This is a genomic window from Desulfotruncus arcticus DSM 17038 (genome assembly GCF_900113335.1).
Classification (GTDB): domain Bacteria; phylum Bacillota; class Desulfotomaculia; order Desulfotomaculales; family Desulfallaceae; genus Desulfotruncus; species Desulfotruncus arcticus.
Genome location: NZ_FOOX01000026.1, coordinates 1 through 23,708, shown reverse-complemented (window position 1 = coordinate 23,708; position 23,708 = coordinate 1). Strand labels below are relative to the sequence as shown.

The 23,708-nt window shown below is 47.3% G+C and carries 18 protein-coding genes, 1 rRNA gene and 2 other annotated features; of the genes, 18 read left to right on the top strand and 1 reads right to left on the bottom strand.

The window, feature by feature from the left end:
• Positions 1-91: 91 nt before the first annotated feature.
• The 15 genes from ytxC (at position 92) to BM056_RS23865 (ending at position 18,384) form a co-directional block, all read left to right on the top strand.
• Positions 92-946, top strand: a complete 855-nt coding sequence (gene ytxC, locus BM056_RS23935) for a putative sporulation protein YtxC (protein WP_092475570.1) — start codon at positions 92-94, stop codon at positions 944-946.
• A gap of 89 nt (positions 947-1,035) precedes the next feature.
• Positions 1,036-1,255 (top strand) — a binding site (T-box leader).
• Positions 1,256-1,305: 50 nt separating this feature from the next.
• On the top strand, positions 1,306-3,216 hold the full coding sequence (gene thrS, locus BM056_RS23930; RefSeq protein WP_092475615.1) for a threonine--tRNA ligase: 1,911 nt from the start codon (positions 1,306-1,308) through the stop codon (positions 3,214-3,216).
• A gap of 226 nt (positions 3,217-3,442) precedes the next feature.
• A complete protein-coding gene (infC, locus tag BM056_RS23925) occupies positions 3,443-3,946 on the top strand; it encodes a translation initiation factor IF-3 (protein WP_092475568.1) in 504 nt (167 codons plus the stop codon).
• A gap of 38 nt (positions 3,947-3,984) precedes the next feature.
• Positions 3,985-4,176 (top strand): 50S ribosomal protein L35, encoded by a 192-nt coding sequence (rpmI, locus tag BM056_RS23920; protein WP_092475565.1) that lies wholly within the window; start codon positions 3,985-3,987, stop codon positions 4,174-4,176.
• 38 nt (positions 4,177-4,214) lie between these two features.
• The gene (gene rplT, locus BM056_RS23915) at positions 4,215-4,568 is read left to right on the top strand and encodes a 50S ribosomal protein L20 (protein WP_092475562.1); all 354 of its coding nucleotides are present in this window, start codon (positions 4,215-4,217) and stop codon (positions 4,566-4,568) included.
• A gap of 145 nt (positions 4,569-4,713) precedes the next feature.
• On the top strand, positions 4,714-5,565 hold the full coding sequence (locus BM056_RS23910; protein WP_238456646.1) for a TrmH family RNA methyltransferase: 852 nt from the start codon (positions 4,714-4,716) through the stop codon (positions 5,563-5,565).
• Positions 5,566-5,662: 97 nt separating this feature from the next.
• The gene (locus BM056_RS23905) at positions 5,663-5,755 is read left to right on the top strand and encodes a YqzL family protein (protein ID WP_092475556.1); all 93 of its coding nucleotides are present in this window, start codon (positions 5,663-5,665) and stop codon (positions 5,753-5,755) included.
• 14 nt (positions 5,756-5,769) lie between these two features.
• Positions 5,770-6,015 (top strand) — a binding site (T-box leader).
• A 70-nt stretch (positions 6,016-6,085) separates the two neighbouring features.
• Positions 6,086-7,108 (top strand): phenylalanine--tRNA ligase subunit alpha, encoded by a 1,023-nt coding sequence (gene pheS / locus BM056_RS23900; RefSeq protein ID WP_092475553.1) that lies wholly within the window; start codon positions 6,086-6,088, stop codon positions 7,106-7,108.
• A gap of 36 nt (positions 7,109-7,144) precedes the next feature.
• Entirely contained in the window at positions 7,145-9,568 is a 2,424-nt protein-coding gene (gene pheT / locus BM056_RS23895) for a phenylalanine--tRNA ligase subunit beta (protein WP_092475550.1), read from the top strand.
• Between the two features lie 210 nt (positions 9,569-9,778).
• Entirely contained in the window at positions 9,779-10,066 is a 288-nt protein-coding gene (locus tag BM056_RS23890; RefSeq protein WP_092475547.1) for a cell division protein ZapA, read from the top strand.
• A gap of 60 nt (positions 10,067-10,126) precedes the next feature.
• Complete coding sequence (polX, locus tag BM056_RS23885) at positions 10,127-11,869, top strand: DNA polymerase/3'-5' exonuclease PolX (RefSeq protein ID WP_238456645.1); 1,743 nt, start codon at positions 10,127-10,129, stop codon at positions 11,867-11,869.
• Positions 11,866-12,456 (top strand): DNA-3-methyladenine glycosylase, encoded by a 591-nt coding sequence (locus BM056_RS23880; protein ID WP_092475544.1) that lies wholly within the window; start codon positions 11,866-11,868, stop codon positions 12,454-12,456. The genes polX and BM056_RS23880 overlap by 4 nt, the downstream gene beginning before the upstream one ends.
• 44 nt (positions 12,457-12,500) lie before the next feature.
• Positions 12,501-13,454: a Nif3-like dinuclear metal center hexameric protein gene (locus BM056_RS23875; RefSeq protein WP_092475541.1), complete on the top strand. Its 954-nt coding sequence runs from the start codon at positions 12,501-12,503 to the stop codon at positions 13,452-13,454.
• Between the two features lie 30 nt (positions 13,455-13,484).
• Positions 13,485-16,019, top strand: coding sequence for a U32 family peptidase (locus BM056_RS23870; protein WP_092475539.1), 2,535 nt, complete (start codon positions 13,485-13,487; stop codon positions 16,017-16,019).
• A 10-nt stretch (positions 16,020-16,029) separates the two neighbouring features.
• On the top strand, positions 16,030-18,384 hold the full coding sequence (locus tag BM056_RS23865) for an endonuclease MutS2 (protein ID WP_092475536.1): 2,355 nt from the start codon (positions 16,030-16,032) through the stop codon (positions 18,382-18,384).
• A 186-nt stretch (positions 18,385-18,570) separates the two neighbouring features.
• Here the strand turns inward: BM056_RS23865 and BM056_RS23860 are convergent, their stop codons facing one another.
• A complete protein-coding gene (locus tag BM056_RS23860) occupies positions 18,571-20,838 on the bottom strand; it encodes a transglycosylase domain-containing protein (RefSeq protein WP_092475533.1) in 2,268 nt (755 codons plus the stop codon).
• Between the two features lie 157 nt (positions 20,839-20,995).
• Between BM056_RS23860 and tyrS the strand changes: the two genes are divergently transcribed.
• The 3 genes from tyrS to BM056_RS23845 form a co-directional block, all read left to right on the top strand.
• Complete coding sequence (gene tyrS, locus BM056_RS23855) at positions 20,996-22,213, top strand: tyrosine--tRNA ligase (protein ID WP_092475530.1); 1,218 nt, start codon at positions 20,996-20,998, stop codon at positions 22,211-22,213.
• Positions 22,214-22,296: 83 nt separating this feature from the next.
• The gene (yunB, locus tag BM056_RS23850) at positions 22,297-22,953 is read left to right on the top strand and encodes a sporulation protein YunB (RefSeq protein ID WP_092475526.1); all 657 of its coding nucleotides are present in this window, start codon (positions 22,297-22,299) and stop codon (positions 22,951-22,953) included.
• A 458-nt stretch (positions 22,954-23,411) separates the two neighbouring features.
• Positions 23,412-23,708 (top strand): 16S ribosomal RNA (locus tag BM056_RS23845); the annotation flags it as partial.

Here is a 23,708-nt window from a genome sequence, read left to right as displayed (position 1 = left end):
CCTGGTTTTTGCTTATACTTGAGCAACAAGGATGCAGTATATCGCAATCACCAGATACATATAATTGTAAGCAAAGGAGAGTGAGTGAGCTATGCCCCAGCAATGCATCAGTATTGGTACCGCCAGCCAGCAGGATCTTGTCAAACAAGAGCTGAGCCGGGGACTTAAATCTTTACAACATGAAGGTCTAAGTGTTAACTTGCAGGAGGACCAGACCAACGGGTTTACTTTTTTAGATTGCTGTGTATCGGGGCATACGGAACCTATAATCAGTCACCGGGTTGCCGGAGTCATAACCAATTTAATTGTAAACAATTGGCAGGATATTTTATTAAAAGATATCATTAGAGAGAATTATTATTACTTTGACGAAGATGAAAAAGGTGCTATTTATGATTATGCCCAGAAGAAAATAAACCTGAACGATAAAATAAAGGAAAGATACCGTCTGGTTATATTGCATAAACTGACCGAATACCTGAGCGCCAATAATAACCTCGTTATTGATGGATTTATCCGTTTTAGATTAAAAGACTATATTGACCAACTCTATGACGTCGCTGATCAGGCTGTTGATGATTTTCTAATGGAGCGCGAGTATAAAGAGTTTATAGAGCTGTTAAGGTATTTCGTTGAAATACAGGAACCCAAGGCTGATTTGGTTAATGTGGTATTGCAGAATGACGGGGTATTTAAGCTTTACGACGAAAAAAACCAGCCTATAAATAGCGACTATTTAAGGGATTTTATGATTGATCTGGTGGAAAATGAAATCAATTATGAAGATTTGCTTATCAGCGCTTTGATAACTATTGCGCCCCGGGAGGTCAAATTCCACTCTGGCACTGGGGAAATGCCTTCCAGTATAGTTAACACAATCAAAAGTGTGTTTGTCGGGCGGGTTTCCAAGTGCAGCGGCTGCTCAATTTGCAAAAAGCACCAATAGATGCGCTTATAAAGTCAGGTGCATTTATACAGCAGTATGTTGACATCTTAATAGCAGGTGAATATAATTATGGCTGTAAATTATTATAAATAATGATGGTGAAGGGGAAGAGTAAGCTTTTACCGTTACCCAGAGAGAAGGACGCCGCGGCTGAGAGCGCCTTTGTTATAGGGAAGCTGAAAACCACCCTGGAGTTGCTGTATTGAAATACCAGTAAATGCAGTCGGTTGGGCACCGTTACCTGCCCTTAAGAAGAGTCCATTAAACTCAATCAGGGTGGAACCGTGGGATCAATATCTCGCCCCTGGCAATGCTGCCAGGGGTTTTATATTTTTTTAATGCTGAAAGGGGTTTTATTTATGATCAACATTACTTTAAAAGATGGGTCGATACGGCGGTATGAGTCGGGTAAGACTTTGCTGGAAATGGCTTTTGATATTAGCCCCAGACTGGCCAAGGAAGCACTGGTGGCCCGTGTAAACGGTAAGCTGGTAGATCTCAATGAAAAAATTGATAGTGATGCCCAGGTTGAATTCCTTACCTTTGACAGTGAGGAGGGGCAGGAAGTTTTTCGCCACAGCACTTCCCATGTTTTAGCCCAGGCGGTTCAAAGGCTGTTCTCGGGGACTAAATTGGCTATCGGCCCTGCCATAGCAAATGGCTTTTACTATGACTTTGATTCACCTCAAAAATTTACACCCGAGCAGCTTGAACAAATTGAAAGGGAAATGAATAAAATTATCAAGAAAGATTTGCCGTTTGCCCGATTTGAAATTTCTCGCGAGGAAGCTTTGCAGAGGTTTGGTAAAAAAGGAGAAAATTATAAAGTTGAACTGATTAATAACCTGCCCGAAGACGCGGTGATATCCTGCTATCAACAGGGTGATTTTGAAGACTTGTGTGCCGGGCCGCACGTTCCTTCCACCGCCCGTCTTAAAGCCGTGAAATTAACTTCCATCGCCGGGGCATACTGGCGGGGTGACGAGCGCAATAAAATGCTGCAGCGGATCTATGGAACCTCTTTTCCCAAAAAATCATTGTTGGATGAGCACCTGCAGCGGCTGGAAGAAGCGAAAAAGCGGGACCACCGCAAGCTGGGGGCTGAGCTTGACCTGTTCAGTATTCAGGAGGAAGGGCCGGGCTTTCCCTTTTTCCACCCTAAAGGAATGGTGCTGCGCAACGAATTGGAAAACTTCTGGCGTGAGGAACATAAGCGCCGCGGGTATGTTGAAATTAGGACACCGATTATTTTAAGCCGGGCCTTATGGGAACAGAGCGGGCACTGGGAAAATTACAAGGAAAATATGTATTTTACCAAAATTGATGAAGGAGATTACTCAATTAAACCCATGAATTGCCCGGGGGGCATGCTGATCTACAGAAGCCGGATGCACAGCTACCGGGATTTACCCGTTAGAATGGCGGAGCTTGGCCTGGTGCACCGCCACGAGCTATCAGGAGTGCTGCATGGTTTAATGCGGGTACGCTGTTTTACCCAGGATGACGCTCACATTTTTATGCTTCCGTCTCAGGTTAAAGATGAAATCTTGGGTGTTATAGACCTGGTGGATGATTTTTACCGCGTGTTTGGTTTTGATTATCATGTTGAGCTGTCTACAAAACCGGAAAAATCGATAGGTTCCGACGAGATTTGGGAACTGGCCACCGAGTCATTGCGGGAGGCCCTTGAAGCGCGTGGGCTGCCATACAAGATCAATGAAGGAGACGGGGCGTTTTACGGTCCCAAAATAGACTTTCATTTGGAAGACAGTATCGGCCGGACCTGGCAGTGCGGCACCATCCAATTGGATTTTCAAATGCCCGAAAGATTCGGCCTGACCTATGTGGGCGAGGACGGGCAAAAGCACAGGCCGGTTATGATCCACCGGGTGGTATTTGGCAGCATCGAAAGGTTTATCGGCATACTTACGGAACACTTTGCCGGTGCTTTTCCAGCCTGGCTGGCTCCCGTGCAGGTTAAAGTGCTGCCCATCACCGACCGGCAGCAGGAATACGCCCAGGCAGTAACTGCCAAGCTGACGGAAAACGGCTTTAGAGCCGAACTGGACGCCCGTAATGAAAAGGTAAATTATAAAATCAGGGAGGCCCAGGCGCAAAAAATACCGTACATGCTTGTAATAGGAGAGCGTGAAGCCGCTGCTGAAAAGGTTGCCATTCGTCACCGCAAAAAAGGTGACCTGGGTGTAGCCGCTTTGGATGACTTTATAAATAATCTGGATAACGAAATAAAGAATAAGGAACTTAGTTGACGTCACTGACCTGTCATGTTATAATAGCGTGCGAAATAAATATTTTGGTAAAAGTAGAAGCCACTCGCTTCTCACCCCATAATGCCGTCTGGTTGTTAAAGGGTTATCAGTTTTAAACGAATATCTATAAATTTATTTATTATAGATTTATAGTTTTAAGTTTAGCGGGTGGAAAACCCGCTTTATTTTTTTAGGGAGGTGAATAACTATTTCCAGAGAAAATCGGATAAATGACAGTATCCGAGCCAAGGAAGTAAGGGTGGTAGACGCCGAAAATAACCAATTGGGGGTGCTTCCGCTGCGTGAAGCTTTACGGCTGGCGGATGAAAGGCGCATGGATTTGGTTGAAGTTGCGCCACAGGCCAAACCACCTGTATGCCGCATTATGGATTACGGCAAGTTCAGATATGAGCAGAGCAAGAGAGAAAAAGAGGCCAAAAAGAAACAGCGCATCATTACTGTTAAAGAAGTGAAACTTAGGCCAAACATTGAAGATCATGACTTTGAGGTTAAAGCTAAAAACGCTATTCGGTTTTTGAAAGATGGCGATAAGGTTAAGGCAACAATCATGTTCCGCGGCCGTCAAATTGTGCACCCTGATTTAGGCAAGCAGCTTTTGGACCGGCTGGCAGTGCAGGTTGCCGATATAGCTAATGTTGAAAGAACGCCAAAGCTTGAGGGTAAGAATATGATCATGATTTTGGCACCCAAGCAACAACCACAAGAGTAGTTTAAAACAAAAAGATCTGTAGGAAGGAGTGAGGTGTTTTGCCAAAAATCAAAACACATCGCGGTGCCGCAAAACGTTTTAAAAAGACCGGCTCTGGAAAATTTAAAACTTCGCATGCTTTTCACAGTCACATTTTAGGTAAGAAAACACCCAAGCGCAAGCGCAAACTGCGTAAGGCTTTAATCGTACACCCGGCTAATGCAGCTAATTTGCAGCGCCTGCTCCCTTAAAGTAGTATTTGTAGTTCCGTTGAAAAGGAGGAATTGTCATGCCACGGGCGAAGAGCAGTGTGGTTTCACGTAAAAGACATAAAAAAATATTAAAGCTGGCCAAAGGCTACCGCGGTTCCAAGAGTAAACTGTTTAGGGTGGCGAACCAGCAGGTTATGAAATCCCTGGTTTATGCCTACAGGGACCGTAAGGCTAGAAAGCGCGACTTCAGGAAGCTATGGATTGCCCGTATTAACGCCGCCGCTCGCAATAATGGTATGTCTTACAGCCGTTTTATGAACGGTTTAAAAAAGGCCGGCGTTGATATTAACCGTAAAATGTTGGCCGATCTGGCCGTCAACGACAGCAGGGCTTTCGGGCAGCTGGTTGATATGGCCAAGAGTAAATTATAAAATTAATTCTGCTATGAATAAGCATGGTTATAAAACCCGTGCTTATTTTTAATACTTTTATGTATATCTGGCCATATATATGACCAGAGCTAAGTAAAAAGCACTGAAAAGCGCGCGGCAAGGGAACTTATTTAGCGCGCTTTTCATGTTATTGGACAAGGAGACGACTATGCTGGTGAGCAGGCAAAACTTGCGAATTAAATATGTGCGCCGGCTCCATCAAAAAAAATTCAGGGACAGTGAGGGTAAATTTTTAATTGAAGGGATTAGATTCCTGGAAGAGGCCATCAATGCAAACTGGCCTTTGGAAGCTGTTTTTTACGAGCCCTCGCTGGAAAGCGGGGACAGGGGACGGCTACTGCTGGGAAACTTGTCTAAAAGCGGCGCTGCACTTATTGCTGTGGATAAATTGCTGTTTAGTGAGATAGCAGATACCGAATCGCCTCAGGGCATACTGGCGGTGGCTAAAAAACCGTTGGAGTTTGATTTTAACCCGGTGGAGTGGAGCAAAGCCCAAAGGGATCTGCTGGTACTGGTTGACGGTGTCCGGGATCCCGGCAACCTGGGAACGATAATTCGCAGTGCGGATGCAGCCGGGGCTGACTGCGTCTTCATTTTAAAAGGGACCGTTGATCCCTATAATACCAAAACACTGCGTTCAACCATGGGGTCGATTTTCCATATTCCCATTATTAACGTGGATGACCGGAGAGGCTTTTTGACCGGCCTTCTTGCGGGGGGCTGGAAGCTGGTGGTGGGAGATCCTGCTGCTCAGAAACTGCTGTGCCATGCCGACCTAACCCGTGATACAGTTTTGGTTATCGGCAGTGAAGCCAGTGGAGTGTCTGCGGATTTACATAAGGATGCCGGCAGCCTGGTAAAAATACCTATGCCAGGGCGGGCCGAGTCATTAAATGCAGGTGTGGCAGCGGGGATTATGCTTTACGAAACGGTTCGCCAAAGGATGGCAGCTGGCAGGATTATTGCTAGACCTTAGCCTCATTTTAAGTCAACTTCCTTGTTTTCGATATGCCCTTATGATATAATCAAACTCGGGTAAGGTCCTCAAAGAATGAGGGAAAGGTTGTGGTTAAATGTTTTTAACCGCCGATTTTTTTTGGAAATTGTTTGAAGCCACTGGATCAGTTAGGGCGTATATTCTTTACAGAAGGCTGGCTTTACATTAAGATACCAATGATATATAACAGTGATGAAGGGAAGTAGTACGCGGTTACTTGTTTTAACAGGGAGAAAGGATCATTGACTGGAAATCCTTTTAAAGACAACCCGCGAAATTCGCCCCGGAACTGCAGCTGAACGGTTTTTCCAGTAGGTGTAGCCGGTTTCCCGCCGTTAACTGGGACTCGGGACTAGTCCCGGATGAGTGGTTGAGCTTTAATGGCAACAATTTGGGTGGTACCACGGATATTTTTAATCCGTCCCTTGGGACGGTTTTTTATTTGTCTATAATTCATGGGAATAATAGGAAGAGCGGATAACAACTGAGGAGGATGGATATGGAAGAGAAATTAAACGCTATATTATCTGATGCCAGGGAGGCTTTGGCCAAAACTGATAATTTGGACGAATTAAATGGAGTAAGGGTCAGGTATCTTGGCAAAAAAGGTTCTTTGACCACGGTTCTAAGGGGCATGGGCGGTCTTACCCCGGAGGAGCGGCCCAAGGTTGGCCAGCTTGCCAATGAAGTTAGGACGGAGATAGAAAGTATTTTAGAGCAGCGGCTTGCTGAAATAAAAAGAAAAGTAAAGGCCATAAAATTGGCCGGGGAAAAAATAGATGTAACTTTGCCTGGCACGCCATTTTTAACCGGGCACAAGCACCCCCTTAGCGCAGTTCAAGAGGAGATTGAAAACATCTTCCTGGGAATGGGGTACAGTATCGAAGAAGGCCCCGAAATTGAAATGGATTATTATAATTTTGAGGCGCTGAATCTTCCCAAAGACCACCCGGCCCGCGATATGCAAGATTCATTTTTCATTAGCCCGGAAGTGCTTTTACGCACCCATACTTCTCCGGTTCAGGTAAGAACTATGGAGAGGACCGTTCCCCATCTGCCGGTTCGAATAATCGCCCCCGGGAAAGTGTATCGGCGGGATGATGATGCTACTCATTCTCCAATGTTTCATCAGGTGGAAGGTTTGGTAATTGATAAAAGGATTACCTTTGGTGACTTAAAGGGCACATTACAGGTTTTTGCGGAAAAAATGTTTGGTGCTAAGACCAGAACAAGATTCCGCCCCAGTTACTTCCCCTTTACCGAACCCAGCGCCGAGGTTGACATATCCTGCGGCATGTGTGACGGAAAAGGCTGTCGTGTTTGCTCTCACACCGGCTGGCTGGAGATCCTCGGATGCGGCATGGTCCACCCCAGAGTTCTGGAAATGTCAGGTTATAATTCTGAAGATGTCACCGGTTTTGCTTTTGGCATGGGGATAGAGCGCATAGCCATGCTTAAATATGATATAGATGACATGCGGTTGCTTTTTGATAATGACCTGCGTTTTCTGGCCCAGTTTTAAAAATTAGCTTAAAAGCAGCGTGAGGAGGTAAAAATTTTGCGTGTTTCATATAAATGGTTAAAGGAATATGTGCCAATAGACGTGCCACCCCAGGAGTTGGCCGAGCGCCTGACATTGGCAGGAGTTGCTGTTGAGGCCATTCATGAGCTGGGAAAAGATATTTCCAATGTTTATACCGGGAAAATACTTAAGATTGATAAGCATCCCAATGCTGATAAACTTGTGGTTTGCCGGGTCACCACCGGTGGAGATGAAGAACTGCAGATTGTAACCGGAGCCACTAACGTCAGGGAAGGACATGTAATTCCCGTGGCGGTGGTTGGTGCCAGGTTAACCGGGGGGCTGACAATTAAAAAGTCCAAGCTGCGCGGGATAGAATCCAGGGGCATGCTGTGCTCCGGGCAGGAGTTGGGGCTTGATCCCGATACCATGCCGGAAGACCAGGCGCACGGGATCATGATTCTGCCTGCGGATACGCCTCTCGGAGTTGATGTCAAGTCTTTAATCGGGTTAGATGATGTTATTTTGGAATTAGAGCTGACGCCCAACCGAGGCGACTGCATGAGCATGGTGGGGGTTGCCCGGGAAGTGTCCGCAATTTTCAATAAACCTTTAATCATGCCGGAAACTGAGGTTAATCCTACTGCTGACGCGGCCGGGGACAGCGTTAAGGTTGATATTGACGACCCGGTACTATGCCGGCGCTATGTGGCCCGGCTACTTAAGAACGTTATAATTAAGGCATCCCCGGCCTGGATGCAGGAGAGGCTAAGGGCGGCGGGTGTCCGTCCTATTAATAACGTGGTGGACGTAACCAATTATGTGATGATGGAACTGGGCCAGCCACTGCATGCTTTTGATTACAGCAAGCTAAAGGAAAGTCATATTATCGTGCGCAGGGCTGCGGACCGTGAAACAATGTTAACACTGGATAAAAGTAAAAGGGAGCTTTCTTCCGATATGTTGGTTATAACCGATCCAGACGGGCCCGTGGCTGTGGCCGGCGTAATGGGCGGGTATGAATCGGAAGTAACGTCGGAAACCCAGTCGATCCTGCTGGAATCAGCTTATTTTGATCCAGTTAGTATCAGGCGAACTTCCCGCGATTTGGGATTACGTTCCGAGTCATCAGCGCGGTTTGAAAAGGGGATCGACTTAACAGACTGCCGGCGGGCCGCGGACAGAGCTGCGCGACTGCTGGCGGATATGGGGGCAGCGGAAGTTGCGGACCTGGTTGTTGATAACTATCCCCGGCCCTGGGTTGAAAAAACAATTTTATTGCGCCCGCAAAGGGTTTATCACATTTTGGACCTGCAGATTCCTCAACCGGAAATTGCTGAATTACTAACCAGGCTGCAGTTTCAAGTTAAGGAAGATGAAAAGGGATTACTGGTAACTATACCGGGCTTCCGCCCCGATATAAGTTTGGAAGTTGACTTGATTGAAGAAGTAGCCAGATTATACGGTGTAAACCGCGTACCCAACACGCTGCCGGTGGGGGCCATGACCCCGGGTGCCAGGAATTACAGTCAGGAACTATCCTTAAATATACGGAATTTCCTTTCCGGGGGTGGTTTTTCCGAGGTGGTTACTTACACCTTTGTAAATCCACGGGTTTTTGATCTTTTGGATTTGGAACCAGACAGCATGCTAAGGAAAACGGTGGCCCTGCAAAACCCGATGAGTGAAGATCAGTCGGTAATGAGAACGCTGTTGTATCCCGGCTTGTTGGATGTGCTGCAGCGCAACGCCAAGCGCCAGGTTAAGGACGCTGCAGTGTTTGAGCTGGGGCGGGTATATCACCCCAGGGAGAACGAAACGCTGCCGCTGGAAGTTGCAACGCTCGCCGCAGCTGTGACGGGTTCTACGCCCGGGGGATGGAACAGCAGCACGGTTGCAATGGATTTTTATTACCTTAAAGGAGTACTTGAAGCGTTATTGGGGCAGGTGGGCGTTAAAGATGTTGCCTATGTCCCTGTTGCCAATGCGCCTGGATTACATCCCGGAAGAACCGCCGCAGTAATATGCGGCGAAACTGAAATTGGTATTATTGGCGATCTGCATCCTGATGTACAGGAGGCTTATGATTTAAGTCGACCGGTGACCATTTTTGAAGTTGATTTTGATCAACTGGCCGGAGTTGCAGGGAACCCGCGCCGGTATAAATCGCTGCCAAGATTTCCGGGGGTGGAACGCGACCTAGCCGTTGTGGTCCGCAATGACATTCCTGCTGCCGATATTACTAATATAATTTACCGTGCTGCTTCCGCTTTATTACAGGAAGTTCGATTGTTTGATGTTTATCGGGGCAAACAGGTGGAAGATGGGCGTCAAAGCCTGGCGTTTGCACTTAAATTCCAGGCGGCTGACCGGACCCTGACGGATGATGAGGTCAATAAGCAGATTGAAAAAATAACCGGAGCGCTGGAGCGGAAGTTTGCTGCCGTCCTGCGCAGTTAAACATTTTCTAATGTTCCTTGTCTTGGTCATTATGAGCGTACGAAGCAATCTCAATATGAGATTGCTTCGAAGGTGGGACACGGTACCTGTCCCCTTGTCCCACCCCGCACCCCGTGATCAAATAAAATAAAAAAATCCTCATTTTGAAGGAATATGGCGTTATGTGTAGAATACATTGCCAATGTTCCTAAAAAAGGGGAGGGCCAGGTAATGTCCGACGGGCAAAACAGGGTTGAGGTCGAAATTAATGGGGAGCGTTACACGCTAGTGGGTGATGCCTCACCGGAAACTATGATTAAAATGTCCCTGGATGTTGACGAAAAGATAAAGCAGGTCATGAAAAGGAATACCAGGCTATCCCTTTACAAGGCAGCAATTTTAGTAGCTCTTAATATATCTGAAGAACTCCATATACTGAAACAGGAGTACGGCAACTTGGTAAGTATGATGGAACAGGAGCAGGAGCGAGAGCCGGACAGAAAGAAAAGGAAAAAGTAGCCCCTGACACTCATGGAGTTGACTTCATGAGTTTTTTATTATTTTTTGGGGTACATTATCATGAGAATTGAAACGGGGCGTTTGGCTGTGCGTAACATGGAAATTGCCTGGGTTTTTTATCAGATTGCAGACCTGCTGGAATTCAAAGGTGACGATTTTTTTAAAATCCGGGCCTATCGTAAAGCTGCCAGGGCTATAGCGGGTTTGGAAGAGTCCGCGGCAGATTTATATAACAGCGGAAAATTAATTGAAGTGCCCGGTGTGGGTAAAAATATCATGGCCAAGATTGGCGAATTGTTAACTAGCGGGCAGTGCCAGCTGCACGAAAGGTTGAAGCGCGAGGTTCCGGCGGGCCTTCTGGAATTAATGTCTCTGCCCGGTTTGGGGCCCAAGAAAATTGGGCTGTTGCATGAAAGGTTGGGAATATCCTCAATTGCTGAGCTGGAGGAAGCAGCCCGTGCCAAGAAGATCCGGGAACTTCCGGGGATGGGTTCCAGAACGGAGCAGGAAATAATTCGCGGTATCGGCAGGCTAAAAAGGAAACCCAATCAGCTGCCACTGGGGGCGGCACGAGAACTGGCCGCCGGTTTCAGCAGGTACCTGAAACAGATGGGCGTTGACCGGCGGGTGGAAGTAACCGGAGCCATCAGGCGCTGGGCGCCGATGGTAGACCGTATTGATCTCCTGGTAGTTGCGGCTGATATGCAGGATGTTCAAGAACCATTCGCTTTGCACCCGGATCTTGGGGATGTGGTTTGGCGGGAAGAGGACCGGTTTCAACTGGCCAGCCGCTGGGGAGTGCCGGTTGAAATTTATATTGTCCCTGAAAGTGAATACTGGTATGCTTTACTTTGGAGCACGGGCAGTCCCGCACATTACCGGAGGCTGCAGGTAATGGCCTGGAAGCGGGGCTGGCGCTTAAACAAATGCGGCCTGTACCCGCGCAGCGGCGGCGACGCGGCTGCGGTGCATAGTGAAGAGGAAATTTACAGGCTGTTGGAATTGCAGTATGTACCACCGGAATTAAGGGAAAATGAAGGTGAATTAAGCGCTGCCGGTAACGGTACTTTACCCCGGTTGTTAAACGCGGGAGATATCCGCGGCGATTTGCATGTTCATACTAACTGGAGCGACGGGATGAACAGCATCGAAGAAATGGCGCAGCGGGCACGGGAAAAAGGTTACCGCTACATGGCGATAACCGATCACTCGACTTCGCTAAAAGTGGCCAGAGGCCTTTCCCGGGAGAAACTGTTAATGCAGCATGAAACCATCCGCCAATTAAACCGACAGTGGGAGGATTTTCAACTTTTTACCGGGATAGAGGTTGATATTCTTACTGACGGCAGGCTTGACTGCCCTGATGAAATATTGGCCGGGATAGATGTAGTAGTTGCTTCTGTCCACACCGGCTTTAAGCAGGACCGTGCCACCATTACCAGAAGGATGCTTGCCGCCATTGAAAATGAACATGTTGATATTATCGGCCATCCCACCGGACGCCTACTGGGACACCGAGAGCCCTATGCCGTAGATGTTGAAGCGATAATTGAGGCTGCCGCCAGGCATAAAAAGATACTGGAGATCAACGCTTCTCCCGACCGCCTGGATCTGGATGAATTTTATGTCCGGCTGGCCAGGGAGAGCGGAGTGCTTATAGCCATAAATACTGACGCCCATGACTTGCGCAGGCTTGAAGAGATGGAATTTGGCATCTCGGTGGCGCGCCGGGCCTGGCTGGAGCCCGGGCACGTTATAAATACATATGAATTTGATGATTTGGTGCGGGTGCTGCAAAGATGAAGGATTTTAAAATAAACTGCCACCCCCTGCCCGGGGAATTTTACGCTCGTGACACCGTAACGGTATCCAAAGACCTATTGGGCTGTTTTTTAGTACACCGTACCCCCGCAGGAGCCACTGCGGGCAGGATTGTAGAAACCGAGGCGTATTTGCAGGGTGACCCTGCCTGCCACGCTGCCCGCAGTATGACCCCAAGGAACAAAGTAATGTTCGGGCCGCCGGGCTATGCCTATGTATATTTTACTTACGGCATGCATTATTGTTTTAACGTGGTATCCCAGGCTGAGGGTGTGGGGGAGGCCGTGCTGATCAGGGCGCTGGAACCCGTCTATAACACAGGTTTGATGCAGCAGCGGCGGGGCAGGGAACGTTTAAAGGATCTTTGCTCCGGACCTGCAAAACTTACCCAGGCCATGGGGATTGGTATTGAACAAAATTGTACAGACCTGACCACCGGAGATTTATATCTTTGCGCCGGTGATGCGGGCTCGGCCATTATTACTACCACCAGAATAGGTATTCGTGAAGGAACTGATTTGCTCCTGCGTTTTTATTTGCAAGACAGCAGGTATGTATCCAGGAAATAACAAATATATGTTATTAACATTATTTTAAAAAGGGAGTGGCTATGATGAAAATTAAAGAGATTTATGAATATGTAGTTGCCAGGGGGATGGAAAAAGACCCCAGAGGGATCGACGTTGTGAAGGCGCAACTGGCCAGGGAAAAGAAACGTTATGAGGAAATGAAGGAAGAAGACAAGAAATCATATGATACCGACAGGCTGACCAATCCATACAGCGATACCAGGGTGCTTTACGGTGATCCCGAAACCGAGGTTAAAAGTGTGTTGGTTGGCATCGACATGGAAGTGGGAGAGGTACTGCTGGCGGACCGGCTGGGTGAGAAGGGCAAAAAGATTGATTTAATTATGTCCCATCACCCGGAAGGAAAGGCTTTGGCCGGACTCCACGATGTTATGCACCTGCAGGAAGATATTCTGGCGGATTTCGGCGTGCCCATCAATGTGGCCGAGGGAATCATGGTTTCCCGTATCAGCGAGGTCAAAAGGGGATTAATGCCGCTTAACCATAACCGGGCTGTTGACGCGGCAAGGGTTTTAGGCTTGCCGATTATGTGCACTCATACCGTGGCGGATAACCAGGTGACGACTTTCCTCCAGGAATTAATGGATAAAGAAAAGCCGGTTACCTTAAGCGATATCATTAAGCTGCTGAAGACCATACCGGAATATGCTGAAGCAGATAAACACGGTGCCGGTCCAACAATTGTGGTGGGGAATAAGGAAAGGCGTGCCGGTAAAATTCTGGTTGATATGACCGGTGGCACCGGTGGCTCGGAGGATGCTTATGCCAAGCTTTCGCAGGCCGGGGTCGGTACCCTGCTGGTGATGCATATTGGGGAAAAACACCGCAAGGAAGCCGAAAAGAATCATGTCAATGTGATTATTGCCGGACATATGGCCAGTGACTCCATTGGCATGAACCTGCTGCTGGACGGTTTGGAAAACAAGGGCCCGGAAATTATAACCTGTTCAGGTCTCATCAGGAATAAAAGAAGCTAAGAAACGGGTTCAATGAAACGGGGAAATTAAATGAGCAAACCGGAATTGCTAGCGCCTGCGGGCAGCCGTGAAGCCCTGGTGGCCGCCGTACAAAACGGGGCGGACGCAGTATATTTGGGGGGGCGGCAGTTTAACGCCCGCCGCAGCGCAGACAATTTTAATGAGCGAGATCTGATTGAAGCAATTCAATATGCCCACGCACGTGGGGTTAAAATTTATGTTACGGTGAATATTTTGCTGGCCGATACCGAATTGTCAGAGGCTGTGCGTTTTCTGCATTTTATCTATAACACCGGTGCCGACGCCGCCATTGTACAGGACCTCGGCCTGGTAAAGCTGGCCCAACAGGTAATCCCAGAGCTTGAGCTGCATGCCAGTACGCAAATGACAGCTCACAATACACCCGGTATCCAGTTTCTAAAAGAAGCCGGACTAAAAAGAATTGTTCTGGCCCGTGAACTGAGCCTTGCTGAAGTACGCGAAATTAAAGAGCACACAGGCATCCAACTGGAAACATTCATTCATGGCGCACTTTGTGTTTGCTATTCCGGGCAGTGTCTCATGTCCAGCATGATCGGCGGCCGCAGCGGGAACAGAGGACGCTGCGCCCAGCCCTGCCGCTTGGAATACCGGCTGGTGGACAATCGCGGGCGTGAATTGGCTGACCCGGCGAAAACCGGTGAATATTTGCTCAGTCCTCGTGATTTGAATATGAGCGCTAATATCCCCGAGCTTATTGGTGCGGGAATAGATTCTTTTAAAATTGAAGGCAGGATGCGGCGCCCGGAGTACGTGGCAACGGTTATCAGAGTTTATCGCTATTTAATAGACAGAGCTCTTGAAGGCGGCAAGTTTTACGTTGATCCGGCTGAGGCGGGGGAACTGAAACAAATATTCAACAGGGACTTTACAACCGGTTATTTTTTTGGGGTGCCGGGGGCTAAAATGATGAGCTATAAGCGCCCCAACAACAGGGGCGTGAAGCTGGGACGCATCAGCAGGTACGACAGAGAAAAGAAACTGGCTTTAATTGAGCTGGACGCGTCGCTGGCACTGGGTGACGGGATAGAGGTGTGGGTTACCCGGGGCGGCCGTGTTGGAACTGAAGTAACAGAAATGTTCCTGCAAAATAAAAAAATCACCTCCGCCGGACCTGGAACTGCGGTGTCAGTAAGGCTGGACGGCCGCATTTATCCCGGCGACAGGGTCTTTAAAACCAGTGATGCACAGCTAATGGAAAAAGCGGTGCGGACTTATTCCTCAAGCAGAGAAAACATCAGCATTCCACTTGATTTTAAAATAAAGGCCAGCCTTGGCGAGCCAATGTACATCCAGGCCCGCGATCCTGAAGGCGTTGCAGCTGAGGCTGAAACAGCGGTCAGGGCGGAGGCGGCTATCAAAAAACAGCTAACTTCTGATTTCCTGGCGAACCAGCTAAACAGGCTTGGCAACACTCCTTTCGTATTGGGAAAATTAGAATGCGATATTGAACCCGGGGTAATGGTGCCTGTTAGTGAAATCAATGAAGCACGCCGCGGGATCGTGGAAAGTATTTTGGAGGAAAGGGTGCGCCTGCGCGGCAACCGGCCTGTCAGCCTGGAAACGGTGGAACAAAGGCTGGACCAGGCTTATAATGGCCCGGTTTTAAATAAAACACTCGGGATGCCGCTTCTGGCCCTGGCGGTCAACGGCTTTGAGGAAACCAGGGCAGCTGTGCAAAACGGTGCGGATTTAATTTATTACGGTGGGGATGTGTACCGGCGGCAGGGTAATAATGACCTGGAACAGCTTCGTAAGGCCAGGGAATATTGTCGGGCAAAAAGTATTGGGTTTTATCTTGCAACTCCGCGGATTTTACATGATCGCGAGTTGGAAAGGTTTTTAGTAAATTTTGATCAGGCCATGAGCTTAAAGCCGGATGGCGTTGTGATTTCTTCGTACGGATTACTGCATAAACTTCAGGATACCTATGATGTTCCTTTGATTACTGATTTTTATCTAAATGTATTTAACAGCCAGAGCGCAAAATTATTGCAGGATAAGGGAGTTTTCAGGGTAACGCTATCTCCTGAACTGACCGGCCAGCAAATTGCCGGCCTGATCCCGCGAGTATCCGTTGAGACGGAACTGGTTGTCCAGGGAAGGTTGCCGCTGATGGTTTCCCGCTACTGTGCCATCGGCAGCCTGCTGGGCGGCAAGGGAGCCGGTAAAAGTTGCAATGCCCCGTGCCGCGGCACGGCTTTTGCGCTGCGTGACCGCAAAGGGGTGATCTTCCCCGTGGAAACTGATGCCAATTGTATCATGCACATTTATAATTCTCGTGAATTATGTTTATTAGATACTCTGCCTTACCTGGTTGAAACCGGCCCGGCGGTGCTCAGGGTGGAGGCGCGCCGCGAGGATGAGCAATACATTGCCAGGACTGCCGGGGCGTACCGGAGAGTGTTGAATTCCCTGCGCCAAAAGGGAGAAGAATTGCCCGACCTTGGCGCGATGGTGCAGGAACTTACCGCCCGGGGACCCGGATATACCAGAGGACATTATTACAGGGGCGTTATGGATTAGGGAGAGGGAAATGGATAATCGCAATTTAAAAAGACTTGAATTTGGCAAAGTTAAAGAAAAGCTGGCCGAATATGCCGGATCGGAGCCCGGACGGGAAATGATTGCCAACCTGATGCCGATGCGGGACCGGGACGATATCATCGATGCGCTGGCTGAAGTCACCGAGGGCAGGGAACTGCTCAGACTTGAGCCCACGGCACGCTTGGGTGGTTGGAACGACGTAAGGGAAGAGGCGCGGAGGTGCAGGCGCGGAGGGATATTGGACGGTGAGGAACTCTGGCACGTTGCCCAGACCCTTTCAGCATCCAGGCAAATAAAAACTTTTTTTAATGAGCGCCGGGAAACCTACCGGCGCCTGGGGGAAATAGCGCTGGGGCTTGGGGATTATAAGGAGCTTGAAAAAGGTATCACTTCAGCTGTTTTACCCGGCGGTGAAATCTCCGACCGGGCTTCCGAGCGACTGTTCAATATCAGGAGAAAAATGGCTTCCGCCCAATTGCGGGTTAAGGAACGTCTTGACGCCATTATCAGATCAACCAGCTATCAAAAATACCTGCAGGACCCTATTGTCACCATGCGTGAAGGCAGATATGTGGTTCCTGTTAAGCAGGAATACAGAAGCCAGGTGCCCGGTATTGTGCACGACCAGTCAGCCAGTGGCGCAACCTTATTTATTGAGCCTATGCCGGTGGTTGAGGCCAATAACGAAGTCAGAACTTTAATGGCGGAAGAAAAGCAGGAAGTGGAACGGATTATCCGAGAGCTTTCCGCCAAGATCGGGACCCGGGCGGAGGATTTGCTCTATACCCTGGAAGTGCTGGGAAGAATAGATTTTATTATGGCCAAAGCCAGATACAGCGCCAGCCTCAATGCCTGGGTCCCTAGAATTATTGCCGAATCACGGCTTAATATCAAGCACGGCAAACACCCTCTTTTAACCGGTAAGGCCGTACCGACAAGTATCCACCTTGGCTTTGATTTTGATACATTAGTCATTACCGGGCCCAATACCGGGGGCAAAACTGTGACTTTAAAGACGGCCGGTCTGTTGGTGGCAATGGCTCACAGCGGCCTGCACGTGCCGGCTGAAGATGGTACCGTGATCGGCATGTTTGACCAGGTTTTTGTTGATATAGGCGATGAACAAAGTATTGAACAGTCATTAAGTACTTTTTCCTCACATATGACCAATATTGTTGACTTGCTGGGTAAAGTAACCAATAAGAGCCTGGTTCTGCTGGATGAACTGGGGGCCGGCACCGACCCCACCGAAGGATCGGCACTGGCGCAGGCTATTTTGGATAAGCTGCGCCTGAGCGGCGCCAAAACAGTGGCCACAACTCACTACGGTGAACTTAAAAGCTACGCCTATGCCCATGACCGGGTTGAAAACGCCAGTGTTGAATTTGACCCGGAGACGTTGCGGCCCACGTACAGGCTATTAACCGGAAGGCCCGGGCGCAGCAATGCCTTTGAAATAGCATTGCGGCTGGGTTTAGATAAGGCAGTGATTGATCAGGCCAGGGGGTTCCTGTCAGAAGAACAGGTTAAAATAGCGGATTTGATGACAGAACTGGAAAAGGCCAGAGTCCACGCGGAAAAGGAAAGGCTTGCAGCAGAAAAGCTGCGCATTGACGCTGAGGAGTATAAAGAGCAATATTTAGCCCTGTTGAATAAAATTCAAACTAGCAAGGATGAAGTTATGGCCAGGGCTGTGGCTGAATCCCGTGACTTGATTAAAAAGTCCAGACGTGAAGTCGAAAGCTTGCTGGAGGAAATGCGGTCCAAACTAAAGGAAGACTCGATGCGGGGCAGAGAGCAGGCGTTAACTAACGCCAGGCAGCGGCTGAAACAAATTCAGCAAACAACTGAAGCAATGGAACCGGAAGATGACTATCGTGAGAATGTGCAGGCGATAACCGATGTTAAGCCCGGTGATGAAATTTTTCTGCCCAAGTACGGGCAGCAGGGCGTTGTGCTTGATGTGTCGGGTGATGATGTCCATGTTCAAATCGGCATCATCAGGATGACGGTTAACAGAAAAGAACTGGCCAGGGCGAAAGGAAAGAAAAAAGATCGGTTAGGACCCGGAACTGGAAATCTGGTGCAGCAAAAAGCCAAAGATATATCCACAAGGCTTGATATGCGGGGCATGAGGGTTGAAGAGGCTCTGGCGGATCTCGATAAATACCTGGATGATGCCTGCCTTGCCGGACTGCCGGTCGTCTACCTTGTTCACGGTAAAGGCACCGGCGCTTTGCGCGCCGCAGTCCAGCAAGTATTAAAGCAGCATCCGGGGGTAAAGACCTATCGTCTTGGCGAGCAGGGCGAAGGTGGCAGCGGCGTAACCGTTGTCTACTTATAGGGGGAGCAGGCTTAAGCTAGCTATACTAACTGCGAAATTTAAATATAAGAATATTATGGTTGATATAGTTTGTTTAAGCGCATCTGCCTGCTTCTTATATGGCCAGTGCTTTCACAGCTAAAGTAAAAAAAACAACAGGCTGTCCACCTGCTGCTTAAGGAAATGCTGTTTAGTTATGTTTAAATTCTAATTGTTTCCGTTGTCTTGTTCGCGCAGGTCAGAGGGAAGTTCCTGCCACGAGAACGAGCTGTCATCGCTTTCATCATCATTGTCAAAAGTCTCCGCCGGCCCGTGCACATCACACATTTCAGTGGGTACTCGCATGCTGTAATCAGCCACGTTTTTCGGCACTGTATATGGTAATTTTAACATAACTCTGGTTATTCTATCCGGACAATACTGGTTGGGTAATAGGCCGGTAGTGGCGCATACCTCGGTTAGAACATGCACGTTATCTGTTTTAGTAGGTACTGTTCCCGCAGCGAAAATGTCGGTAACCATATCTTCCGGCGGGGTGTTTGCCCCGGGCAGCAATCCGGATTTATTATCAACTGTAGCAGTTGTAATGCCCGGTGGTTCAATAAAATTGTGTGATGGAATGTCTTTGTGTGCCTGCTGCATAACTTCCTTCCATACTCTGGCGGGGTAAATACCCCCGTAACTTCGTTGCATTCTGGTTGGCGTATCATAACCGATCCAGACAACACCAACCAGATCGGGCGTATACCCCGCAAACCAAATGTCCTTGCCCTCGTCGGTGGTTCCGGTTTTACCTGCCACCGGTCTGCCAATTTGGGCCCCGGTGCCGGTGCCTGACTGAACCACGGACTGCATCAAACTGGTCATAAGGTAGGATGTGGTTTCTTTCATGACCCTGCGAGAGGTGTTTTCCGATTCAAATAGAGTATTTCCGTCCTGGTCTTCAACTTTTAATATAGCGACAGGGTCGTTATAGATTCCATGGTTGTCAAAAGCTGCATATGCAGCAGTCATCTGCAGGGGAGTAACTCCGTTCCGCAATCCCCCAAGCGCCATCGCCGGTCCGGTCTGATCCAGATTAATATTCATTCTCTTGGCAAAATTAATGGCTTCTGGCATTTTCACATAATCGGTAAACAGTTTTACCGCTACAACGTTAATCGACTTGGTAATAGCGGTTCGCATTGTTACTAAACCATGGTATACCCCATCATCGTTTTTGGGGGAGTAATTACTATAAGCACTATATGTTACCGGTACGTCGTCAATAATGCTGGCCGGTCCCATGCCTTTAAGTTCTACCGCCGGTCCGTAAGCCAGGATTGGTTTTATTGCTGACCCGGGCTGCCGCGGGGACATGGTGGCCCGGTTTAAGGACCTCATATGAGTGTGCTCTCTACCGCCCACTATTGCCCTGATTTCACCGTTATCCGGGTCCATTACCACCATGGCACCCTGAGGCTGCATAATACCTTCCGCATTCTTTTGGGATGCTGGGAAATTATTGGGGTTGGCCATGGCTGTTTCAGCATATTTCTGTACTTTGGGATCCATCGTTGTATAGACTTTTAACCCGCCTTTAAAAACTTTATCTTCGCCAAATTTATCTATTAGCTCATCGGTAACGTAATCTACAAAATAAGGATAAGGATAATTGCTATCAGATTCGCTGTCATTTTGTTTTAAAGTAAGTTCTTCTGACATAGCCTGATCGTAGGTCTCCTGATCTATGAAGTTATACTCTAACATGCTTTTTAGAACCTGATTGCGCCTGGAAATAGACTGGTCTTTGTTTTGAAACGGCGAATAATAATTTGGCGATTTATTTAAGCCGGCAAGTGTTGCCGCCTCTGCCACTGTCAACTCTCCGACATCTTTGCCAAAGTATGTTTGGGAAGCTGCTTGGATGCCGTGAGCCCCTTCGCCCAGATAAATCTGGTTAAGATACATTTCTAAAATTTCTTTCTTAGAGTACCTTCTTTCCAGTTTAAAAGATAAGATTGCTTCCTGGATTTTTCTTTTCAGGCTTTTTTCAGGAGTTAAAAAAGTTAACTTTACAAGCTGCTGGGTAATGGTGCTGGCACCTTGAAGTTGCTTGTTAATACCCGCAAAATGAAGGGCGTCACTGTAAGCCGCTCTTATAATAGCTTCAATTCTAATACCATGGTGCTCATAAAAATAATGGTCTTCTGCCGCCAGGAATGCATTTTGAACGTTTTCGGGCACATCATTAATAGAAACTTGCACCCTGTTCTCCAGGCCGATTTGTGAAACCTGTATCCCGTCTTTGTCGTAAATTTGTGTTGCAGTTGATGGGACCAAAGCATTTTCGTTCCACGCGGGCAGGTCTTTAACGCTTACAAATACAAGGCCAAGGGCGGCGCCTGAAGTAATTAAAATAGCGAGTATTAACATTAAAACTATAAACCTAAAGGGCTTAAACTTTCTTTTTTTACGTGAGCTTTTTCTGGCCATTTATCTCCCTCCCGGGGAAAGTAACCTTTCAGATGTCAACGCAATTATACCATAACGAAACCATAAATTTTATAGATAATATTTACTGCCTTGTATCCAAACTTTTTTCTTTGATATAATTTAAGAATTGAGGCTTAGTGAAAGGAGAAAGAAATAAATGATCAGCGTTGAAAAACAAATGGAAATTATCAAAAGAGGTACCGTTGAAATAGTTCCAGAAAATGAACTGATTGCTAAATTGGAGAGGTCGGTGAAAACCGGTAGCCCTTTACATATTAAACTGGGTTTGGACCCCACGGCTCCGGATATTCACCTTGGTCATACCGTCGTTTTGCAGAAAATCAGGCAGTTCCAGGAACTTGGTCACCACACGACAATAATCCTGGGTGATTTTACAGCGCGGATCGGTGATCCTACAGGTAAATCTGAAGCCAGAAAACAGCTTACTGAAGAACAGGTTTTGGAAAATGCTAAAACTTATGAAAGACAAATTTTTAAAGTTTTAGATCCTGAGAAAACTACCCTTACTTTTAATAGCAAATGGCTTGCCCCCCTGAATTTTGCCCAGGTGATTGAATTGTCGGCCAAGTACACTGTGGCAAGAATGCTTGAACGTGACGATTTTGATAAACGTTTTAAGGAAGGCTTGCCTATTAGTGTTCATGAGTTTTTTTACCCGTTGATGCAAGGGTATGACTCGGTGGCGCTGAAAGCGGATATTGAGTTGGGTGGTACCGACCAGAAATTCAACCTCTTAATGGGTAGAACATTACAGCGTGAATATGGCCAGGAACCACAGATCGCCATTATGATGCCAATTATTGAAGGCACAGACGGCGTTCATAAAATGAGCAAGAGTTTAGGCAATTATATTGGTATAGATGAACAGCCCGGTGAGATGTATGGAAAAACAATGAGTATCCCTGATGAATTAATGGTGCGCTATTTTGAATTGGTTACAACAGTTTCCCTGGATGAGGTGAAAAAAATAGCTAACGGCCTGGAAAACGGTGAGCTGCATCCTCGCGATGTAAAAATGAGGCTGGCAAGGGAAATAGTTGGCATATATCATGGGCAAGAGGCGGCTTTACAGGCTGAAACCGAATTTAAACGAGTTTTTCAGCAGCATGACTTGCCGGATGAAATACCTACATTTAATGTTACCGAAGATGTTCTGGAAGATGGTCTTATATGGCTGCCCAAGTTAATGCAGCTTTCAGGCTTGTGTGCAAGTACCAGCGAGGCCAGGCGTTTAATTCAACAAGGAGCGGTTCGGGTTGACGGAGAAAAATTTGATGATCCGAATCATAAAATAAAACCTGTCAAGGGAATAATTATAAAAGCAGGAAAAAGAAAATTTGTTCAATTAATGTAAGTTAAAAAGTTACAATATATTTTTGGATTTGGCATTGGATTCCACCATATAAATGTATAAATATATGTATGGTGGAGGATCCAATGTTCAGAAAAAGGAGACCATATAAAAAAGTCCTGGCGGCGGTATTGTTTTTGCTGGTATCAACCGTAATACTTGTATTTCTTGATAGACAGGTTCGCCCTACGCTGTTTTCTATTGCTGAAATTGAAGTAACCCAAATGGCTGTTGAAGCTATTAATAGAACCGTGCAGGATGAAGTAACCCAAAAGGACCTTAAATACCAGGATTTTATAACCGTGCAAAGGGATTACAACGGCCGTGTTGCCCTGATGCAGGCCAACACGGTTAAAATTAATCAAATGGCAGCAGATATAACACTGGATGTCCAAAAGAGACTAAAGGAATTAGATGAGAAGAAAGTAGCAATTCCTTTGGGGCAGATGCTTGGCAGTTATATTTTTGCTGATTGGGGACCTCATTTCCAAATTGCAATTCACCCGATGGGCACTGTTAATGTTGATGTAATTGACAGGTTTGAACAGGCAGGTATAAATCAGACCAGACATAAAATTTACTTTTCATTTAATACCATTGTTAGAATTGTTGTACCTCTCTATAGTGGAGAAGTAAAAGTGGCTACTATGGTGCCGGTGGCAGAGAACATCGTAGTGGGGGATGTGCCGGAAACGGTTATAAATTTCCCCGGGGGCCTACTGGGAACCGGGGAGTCAAAATAGGATTTGGTTACTTTGGGGGTGTAGTTTGGGGGTCCGAGATTGCCACGTCGCTTGCTCCTTGCAATGACAATTTACAGAACACCGGCCCTCGAAGCACAATGTTCAGGATAGCTTTATAATTATAAAAGTATTCAATAGTCGTATTAAAAACCATATTTGAAAAATATGTTGACAAATGTTTTTTGCAATGATAATATGTAAAAGTCGTCGCGAGCCGGTAAGAGCAATAGGCGGGAATAAGATTAAAAAATGGGTCTTGACAGTACGGCTCAGTGATGATACAATAATAAACGCCGCTGAATGAGCGGTGGCAAAAGAAACCAGGTCCTTGAAAACTAAACAGAGTTGAGATGCGATTGCGTGTGAGCGCAATCAAAGCAAACGAACCTCGTCAAAGTGAAGAACTTTGAAAGAGAAATTCTAACAACGAGAGCAAAGATTAAACTCTTTATAAATATTTAATGGAGAGTTTGATCCTGGCTCAGGACGAACGCTGGCGGCGTGCTTAACACATGCAAGTCGAACGGAGATTAGCGAGGAGTTTACTTTTTGCTAATTTTAGTGGCGGACGGGTGAGTAACGCGTGGATAACCTGCCTGATAGCCTGGGATAACGCCGGGAAACTGGTGCTAATACCGGATACGCTCCTTGGGATGCATATTCTGGGGAGGAAAGGAGAAATCCGCTGACAGATGGGTCCGCGTCCCATTAGCTAGTTGGAGGGGTAACGGCCCCCCAAGGCGACGATGGGTAGC